The following is a 6,169-nucleotide window of genomic DNA, read 5'->3' on the forward strand; positions in this document are numbered from 1 at the left end:
CCTCCCCCCGGCCTACGCCCAGCGCCTCTTCGACGCCCGCGACCAGGGCGCCGGCGACCAGGAGATGCGCGCGATCATCGCCGAAGGCTTCAAGGGCATCTACTTCCAGGACGGCGGAGTGCGCGCCCTGGGCCTCAGCGACGTCGAGATCAACGACATCGACTACCTCGACCTGGACTACTGATGACGCCGACGGAAAGAGATCTGCCCATCCCCGCTGAGCCGAAGCGCGATAGTTGTCACATAGGCAGGCTTGTTGTCACCGGCCGGACTGCAAGCCCTTATGGCGACGTAGGTCGTGAGGTGCGTACGGCTGGATGATCTGGCTCGTGGCGAAAGGCAGCCAACTGCTGGAGGGCCTTACAGCCGACCTCCGTGATTGAACGCCCACCCCTGCGGAGCAGGCGGCCCGGTTCAGCCTGCCAGCTGCTGAAGCCATTCGCGGAGCAACGCCGTCTCGGTGTCTCGCAGAGTCAACCCCGCGTCGGCAGCCGCGGGTTTGGTGGTGAGCGCGGTTTCCAGTGCGGCGTCGAGGGCGAGTGCGCGCGAGGCCAGGTCCGACCCGGATGAGGCGGGCGAGTCCGTGGTGAGGGAGGCGATGACGGTGTCCCGCAGCCGTGCGGAAGTGGTCAGGTCCCGCTCCGAGGGCTCTTCGCCGATCAGCGCCAGCGTGGCGCCCGTTGTCGCCGCGTGGATGACGCGGGTCGCCTGCGCCACCGGAACCCGAAGGCGCCCGGCCTCGGCCGCCCGGCCCAGCAGTGTGACCAGCAGGGCGTGCGCCTCGTCCGCGGCCGGGGGCCGCCGCCCGGGCTGCACTGTGCCGTACATGAGCATGTAGAACGCGGGGTGCCGCACTCCGAAGTCGACGTGCAGGTCCCAGCCGCGGTAGAGGTCGGCCACCGGGTCGTCGGGGGTCAGCGCCAGCGCTTCGCGTTTCTCGGCCAGGTACATCTCGAACCCGTAGGCGGCCAGTTCGGCGAGGAGGCCGTCCTTGTCGTCGAACATCCGGTACAGCGCGGGGGCGGTGATGCCTGCGGCGGCGGCGACAGCGCGGGTGGAGACGGCCTCGCTGCCGCCCTCTTCCAAAAGCTTGGCGGCCACCTGCAACACCTGGCGCCGCGCGGCGCGTCGTCCCTCGTTCATGGAACAACGATATCCGATTTTGCGTATCGTCGCCTTATCGGTGCTACGGTTTTAACCGGAACGACGATCCACGCTCTTGTGGTCGGCCTTGGCCCGCGACATCTGGGCATGCGCCGCACCCCGGCCGGGGCCGTCGGCCCTCACTCGTGGAGCAGTGCGGCCGACCGCCGCAGCGGGCAACGCGTCGTCCGCCGGACCACCACCGAACACGCCGCCGTCGCGGCAGGAGAGGAACACCCATGTCCGATATCTCGATCGTCATCGCGTCGCATTCCGGCTACGGCCACACCGCGCAGATCGCCACGGCCGTCGCGGACGGCGCGCGCTCCATCGCCGGGACACAGGTCCAGCCCGTGGACGTCGCCTCCCTCAGCGACGCTGACTGGGAACTGATGGACGCCGCGGACGCCATCATCTTCGGCACCCCCACCTACATGGGCACCGCGTCCGGGGCGTTCCACACTTTCGCCGAGGCCAGCAGCAAGCGGTGGATGACCCGCGCCTGGAGCGACAAGCTCGCGGCGGGATTCACCAACTCCGGCTCCATGAGCGGCGACAAGCTGCACACCCTGCAGTACCTCTCGCTCCTGGCGGCCCAGCACGGAATGCTCTGGGTGAGCCTGAACCTTCTGCCGGGCTGGAACACCACCACCGCCAGCCCCCAGGACGACAACCGCCTCGGCTTCTACCTCGGTGCCGGCGCGCAGAGCTTCAACGACACCCCCGCGGTCCACGACGCGGACCTGAACACCGCCCGCCACCTCGGCCGGCGCGTCGCCGAGCACACCCGCATCCACCGCGCCGGACTGGCCGCCGCAGCGCACTGATCCAACGGGTCGCCAGAAATCTACCTTCCAGATTTCTTTCAGAGGAGTGCGTCATGCAGCACCGGACACTGGGAAGCCAAGGCCTTGAGGTCTCGGCGATCGGCTACGGCGCGATGGGCCTGACCATGGCTTATGGACCCACCGACGCGGAGGCCGGCGTCGCCGCCCTCCGCCGCGCCCACGACCTGGGCGTCACCTTCTTCGACACCGCCGAGATGTACGGCTGGGGCACCGGATCCAACGAGATCCTGGTCGGCAGGGCGGTCAAGGACTTCCGCGACGACGTGGTCCTGGCCACCAAGTTCGGGGTCGACATGTCCGTGCCCCCGGAGCAGATCGGCGGCCCTCTCAACAGCCGGCCCGACAACATCCGCAAGGTCGCCGACAACAGCCTGCGCTACCTCGGCGTGGATCACCTCGACGTCTTCTACCAGCACCGCGTCGACCCCGAAGTGCCCATCGAGGAGGTCGCGGGCACCGTCAAGGAACTGATCGACGCGGGCAAGGTGAAGTACTTCGGCCTCAGCGAGGCCGGACCCGAGACGATCCGCAAGGCGCACGCCGTGCAGCCGGTCTCCGTCCTGCAGACCGAGTACTCCCTGTTCGAACGGGACGTCGAGCAGCTCTTCCCCGTCCTGGACGAACTCGGCATCGGCTTCGTCGCCTACTCTCCCCTCGGCCGCGGGTTCATCACCGGCACCGCCAAGCCCGCCGGCCAGTACGAAGGCAGCGACATACGCAACGTCGACCCGCGCTGGCAGCCGGGCAACTTCGAGAAGAACGTCGAAGCCGTCGACCGGCTCGCCGAACTCGCGGCGGCCAGGGGCGCCACCGTCTCCCAGCTCGCACTGGCCTGGCTTCTGACCCGGGGCGAGCACATCGTGCCTATCCCCGGCACCCGCAGCCCAAAGCGCATCGAGGAAAACACCGGCGCCGCCGACCTCACCCTCACCGACACCGACCTCAAGACCATCGACGAGCTCCTGCCTCACGGCGGCTTCGGCGCCCGCTACGCCGGGGGGCACGTGCCCACCTGGACCTGAGATGTGGTTCCTTCCGAGTGCGGACAGACCGCCGAAGCAGATCACTGTGTCTCAGTCCATCGCCCGGCCGCAGGTTACGGATCATGATCCGCAAGCAGCGTGGCGGGGCTTTTTGAAAGTCTGGTCCCAGAGCACGTGGTCTCCAGCCCAGCGCGTCTCCCCGCCATGGCCTTATGGAACCGTCCCAGACAGTCATGGGCTTTCGGTCTCGCTAGTGGTGACAGAAAGGCTGCTGAATGAGCGTTTGTGACAAGTCACGTGCCTCATTGGTGACAGCCAGGCTGCTTCGACCGGTCTTATTCATCAGCTCAACCGGCTCTGCAGGTGACAACAACTGAGCTTCGGCTCAGCAGCCCGAACAAGCCCCCGCCCCGCCGCCCCGGCCGCCGCCGCCCAGCTGCTCGCGCAGCTGCGTGCCGAACGCCGCGCCGGCACGTGGGTGCCGGCGTTCGAGCGGGACTGGGCGAAGGCCTTGGAGGACTCCCGTCACAGCTACAGCCTCACCCCGCTGCACGACGTCGTGCGGACCTGGCAGCTGCGGGTCGCCGCGGCCCCGGCCGTCGACGCCTACATGGACTCGGGCCGCGACGAGTCCGGCTTCGTGGACCTGGACGACGTCCTCGGCGCCCGCCGGTGAACGGTCAGCCGTGGACGGTACGCCTGTCCCCGCAGGCGGCAAAGGTGCTCACCGAGCTTCCCGCGCCCGCCAAGGAGATGGTCCGCGACACCTGGACACGCCGTGCGTTCCCCGTGGGGCTGGCCCCAGTGGAACGCCGGCGACCCCGAAGGCGAGGACGTCCGTGCCGCCTTCATCGGGCAGCTGTCCGTCTTCGACGTGATCAACCGGCTGACCCGGCGCCAGTCTGTTCTGGATGTCGTCTGGATCGGGTAGCCGCCCGCGAGCACGCCCCGACCGACGCCGACGCCGGCGATGCTGCGGGCGGTCGGCCACATGGAACAGAGCCTCAACCCCGCCCGCCGCATGTCGGTGCGCCAGATGCTGACCGAGCATCGTCGACTGCGGACTACTCAGAACGATCTAGGTACTCGCGCCCAAGCGGAGCACGGTGCCCGCCGCCTAGCATCCGGAGCATGAGTTCCGTTGAGCAGACAGTCGGGTCGAGCGAACAGCTGACGGCACGTAAGCACAGGGGCACGACATCGATTGTGCTGGGCGCTGCCGCCGTCGCCATGTTGATGTGCCCGTTTCTGCCTGCCTGGGTCCCGAACGGGGTCCGGTTCTTTCCCGTGTACTTCATCGTGCCTGCGGGGATCGGTGCGGTCGTATCCGGCCTCGTCGCGCTGCACAGGGCGCGGCGCCAAGAGGAGGCGACTCCCTCCCGGGCACGGGCGGGAGTCGCACTCGGCACGACGGCCGTTGTGCTGTCGCTGGCCGTGATTGTCTGGGCGATCTGGGCGCTGAACCAGGCCTACCAGTAGAGGCCGCTTACGCGGCCCGGGAAGGGTCGGGCTACACCTCCGGCAGTCCGGGGCTGCAGGGGTTGTCCTGCCGTGTCCTGCCGACGGTCTGTGACGTTGCCCTGATCATGGACGGCTACGAACACCTTGACCTTGATGAGATCGACTTCGCGCCCATGGAGCACGACACCGAACGGCTGCGCCTGCTGACGCTGGACGAGGCGTACGAGCTGATCAGGGTGCTGCGCACAGCCGCCGAGGACCGGCCGCGGCCGGCACAGATTCTGACCCCATGCTCGGCTGTCGTGAGGCCGCCCGCTGTTACTCACTTTCGGGTGACGGCCCGCCCCGGGCCAGGCTGGCGAACTCCGGGGAAAACCAGCTGCTGCAAGGGCTGTGATACCCCTCCAGCCGTCAACATGACGCCACTGGCATAAATGGACGATGCTGGTCGACTTTGCAGGTGGCGCCCGTGGCTGTGTCGGTCGCGAGGAAGCGGGCCTTGAGCGGAGCGATGTCGATGACGGTGACATCCCACCCTCGGCCGCTGAGAGCCTGGTCCAGCTGGTCGATGATCTCCCGCATGGAGGCGGGGTGCTCGGTGGCGAAGTCGAGGTCCTGGCTCGGTCGGTGGACGATGCCGTGAGCCTGGACCGCGTAGCCGCCCATCAGCGCGAGGCCGTAGCGGTGGCCTGCGGTGAGGGCGTCGGACAGGAGGCGCCGGTGGTGTTCGGGCAGGTCGGGCAGTGTCACGCGGCAGCTGCCGGCCGCAACTGCGGAAAACTGTCTTCCCAGTCGGTGCGCACCCCGCGACCCAGCATCTTGCGCAGTACAGGCCAGTAGGCAACCAGCCGTGAGGCGTCGAGATAGTGCGTGAAGTCTTCGTGTTTTCCGTTGATCAGGACGATTCGGTACAAGCCCAGCAGCAGTTTCTCATCATCGAGACCCGTCGGCCCTCCTGCACTCGGATCGGTCTGCCCGGGAAAACCGTGAGACCCAGCTTAGTTCTTCAAGGCGTCCGGAGCTCGAAAGCCCCGAACGCAGGAGCAGCGGCTTTTGCGAGCGACGTCGTCGGTGGGCGTCTCGGTTCTGCCGGTCGTGGGCGTGTATGTCGTGACGAGGGGCCGATGGCCGGCCACCGGGGAGGTCCTCCACCGTCACGAGGTCGCCGCGGGCCGAGAACCGCATCGCGCCGACAGCGCCGTACCACGACGTCTGATGGGTGCGATCGTCGAGGTCTGCACCCGCGCCGTCAGCGGCAGCGTCGACCTGCCCCACGGGTCGGCTCGAATGGGTCCTCGGCCCTGGTCCCCATCGGGTCGCGACGTCGTCACCTCACACGATCCGGCCCGTGACCAGGCCGGACTTCTTCGCCCCGGCTGTGCTGGCTTTCGCCCCAACTCATGGGCACCTTCGAGCATTTCACCGGCTGGGGCGCCGACTCCGTCGTCGTCACCGTAATAAGGATCTCCAGCAGCTTCACCTGCTGGATGTGCTCGAACAGCCAGGAGGCGCCGGCTCGACCTGACCGGAGCATCGAACCAGAACTGCGCTCTGATCGCGTGCCGCGCGGACTGCCGGGCGCGGGACATGATCGACGGCCGGCGCCCGCGGGCTGTCACGCTTTCCCTACCGGGCCGGCTTCCTGGTGTGTTCGTCGTCGCGCTTCCTCTGCTCGACCGGGCGGCGCTGGGCGTCGGTGTCGTGGCTCAGCGCGTCTCCGGCCTCGCTGTCATG

At 68.1% G+C, this 6,169-nt stretch carries 9 protein-coding genes and 1 pseudogene; 7 read left to right on the top strand and 3 right to left on the bottom strand.

Features of this window, described 5'->3' with window-relative positions; genetic code table 11:
- Window positions 1–184 (top strand): annotated as a pseudogene (locus ACFVYS_RS43620) (XRE family transcriptional regulator); the annotation flags it as partial.
- A gap of 230 nt (window positions 185–414) precedes the next feature.
- Here ACFVYS_RS43620 and ACFVYS_RS43625 read toward each other — a convergent pair.
- Complete coding sequence (locus ACFVYS_RS43625) at window positions 415–1,143, bottom strand: TetR/AcrR family transcriptional regulator (RefSeq protein WP_389511429.1); 729 nt, start codon at window positions 1,141–1,143, stop codon at window positions 415–417.
- A gap of 239 nt (window positions 1,144–1,382) precedes the next feature.
- Between ACFVYS_RS43625 and ACFVYS_RS43630 the strand changes: the two genes are divergently transcribed.
- The 6 genes from ACFVYS_RS43630 to ACFVYS_RS43655 all read left to right on the top strand — a co-directional run bounded on the left by ACFVYS_RS43630 (window position 1,383) and on the right by ACFVYS_RS43655 (window position 4,869).
- Window positions 1,383–1,970, top strand: a complete 588-nt coding sequence (locus ACFVYS_RS43630; protein ID WP_389511430.1) for a flavodoxin family protein — start codon at window positions 1,383–1,385, stop codon at window positions 1,968–1,970.
- A gap of 53 nt (window positions 1,971–2,023) precedes the next feature.
- Window positions 2,024–3,013 (top strand): aldo/keto reductase, encoded by a 990-nt coding sequence (locus tag ACFVYS_RS43635; protein ID WP_256905229.1) that lies wholly within the window; start codon window positions 2,024–2,026, stop codon window positions 3,011–3,013.
- A gap of 409 nt (window positions 3,014–3,422) precedes the next feature.
- Window positions 3,423–3,650 carry a DUF6247 family protein gene (locus tag ACFVYS_RS43640; protein ID WP_389511436.1) on the top strand — a complete coding sequence of 76 codons (228 nt, stop codon included), beginning with the start codon at window positions 3,423–3,425 and terminating at the stop codon, window positions 3,648–3,650.
- Window positions 3,651–3,752: 102 nt separating this feature from the next.
- Window positions 3,753–3,905, top strand: a complete 153-nt coding sequence (locus ACFVYS_RS43645; protein ID WP_389511431.1) for a hypothetical protein — start codon at window positions 3,753–3,755, stop codon at window positions 3,903–3,905.
- A 200-nt stretch (window positions 3,906–4,105) separates the two neighbouring features.
- Window positions 4,106–4,453 (top strand): hypothetical protein, encoded by a 348-nt coding sequence (locus ACFVYS_RS43650; protein ID WP_389511432.1) that lies wholly within the window; start codon window positions 4,106–4,108, stop codon window positions 4,451–4,453.
- Window positions 4,454–4,560: 107 nt separating this feature from the next.
- Window positions 4,561–4,869 (top strand): DUF6417 family protein, encoded by a 309-nt coding sequence (locus ACFVYS_RS43655; RefSeq protein WP_389511433.1) that lies wholly within the window; start codon window positions 4,561–4,563, stop codon window positions 4,867–4,869.
- Here the strand turns inward: ACFVYS_RS43655 and ACFVYS_RS43660 are convergent.
- On the bottom strand, window positions 4,847–5,185 hold the full coding sequence (locus tag ACFVYS_RS43660; protein WP_389511434.1) for a nucleotidyl transferase AbiEii/AbiGii toxin family protein: 339 nt from the start codon (window positions 5,183–5,185) through the stop codon (window positions 4,847–4,849). The genes ACFVYS_RS43655 and ACFVYS_RS43660 overlap by 23 nt on opposite strands.
- A complete protein-coding gene (locus ACFVYS_RS43665) occupies window positions 5,182–5,349 on the bottom strand; it encodes a hypothetical protein (protein ID WP_389511435.1) in 168 nt (55 codons plus the stop codon). The genes ACFVYS_RS43660 and ACFVYS_RS43665 overlap by 4 nt, the downstream gene beginning before the upstream one ends.
- Between the last annotated feature and the right edge of the window lie 820 nt (window positions 5,350–6,169).

Origin of the sequence: Streptomyces sp. NPDC058295 (assembly GCF_042880655.1) — a bacterium.
GTDB classification, from domain to species: Bacteria; Actinomycetota; Actinomycetes; order Streptomycetales; family Streptomycetaceae; genus Streptomyces; species Streptomyces coriariae.

Bases quoted from the DNA above. Each gene is read 5' to 3' on its own strand.
- ACFVYS_RS43625 (WP_389511429.1), bottom strand. From the start codon at position 1,143: ATGAACGAGGGACGACGCGCCGCGCGGCGCCAGGTGTTGCAGGTGGCC.
- ACFVYS_RS43630 (WP_389511430.1), top strand. From the start codon at position 1,383: ATGTCCGATATCTCGATCGTCATCGCGTCGCATTCCGGCTACGGCCAC.
- ACFVYS_RS43635 (WP_256905229.1), top strand. From the start codon at position 2,024: ATGCAGCACCGGACACTGGGAAGCCAAGGCCTTGAGGTCTCGGCGATC.
- ACFVYS_RS43650 (WP_389511432.1), top strand. From the start codon at position 4,106: ATGAGTTCCGTTGAGCAGACAGTCGGGTCGAGCGAACAGCTGACGGCA.
- ACFVYS_RS43655 (WP_389511433.1), top strand. From the start codon at position 4,561: ATGGACGGCTACGAACACCTTGACCTTGATGAGATCGACTTCGCGCCC.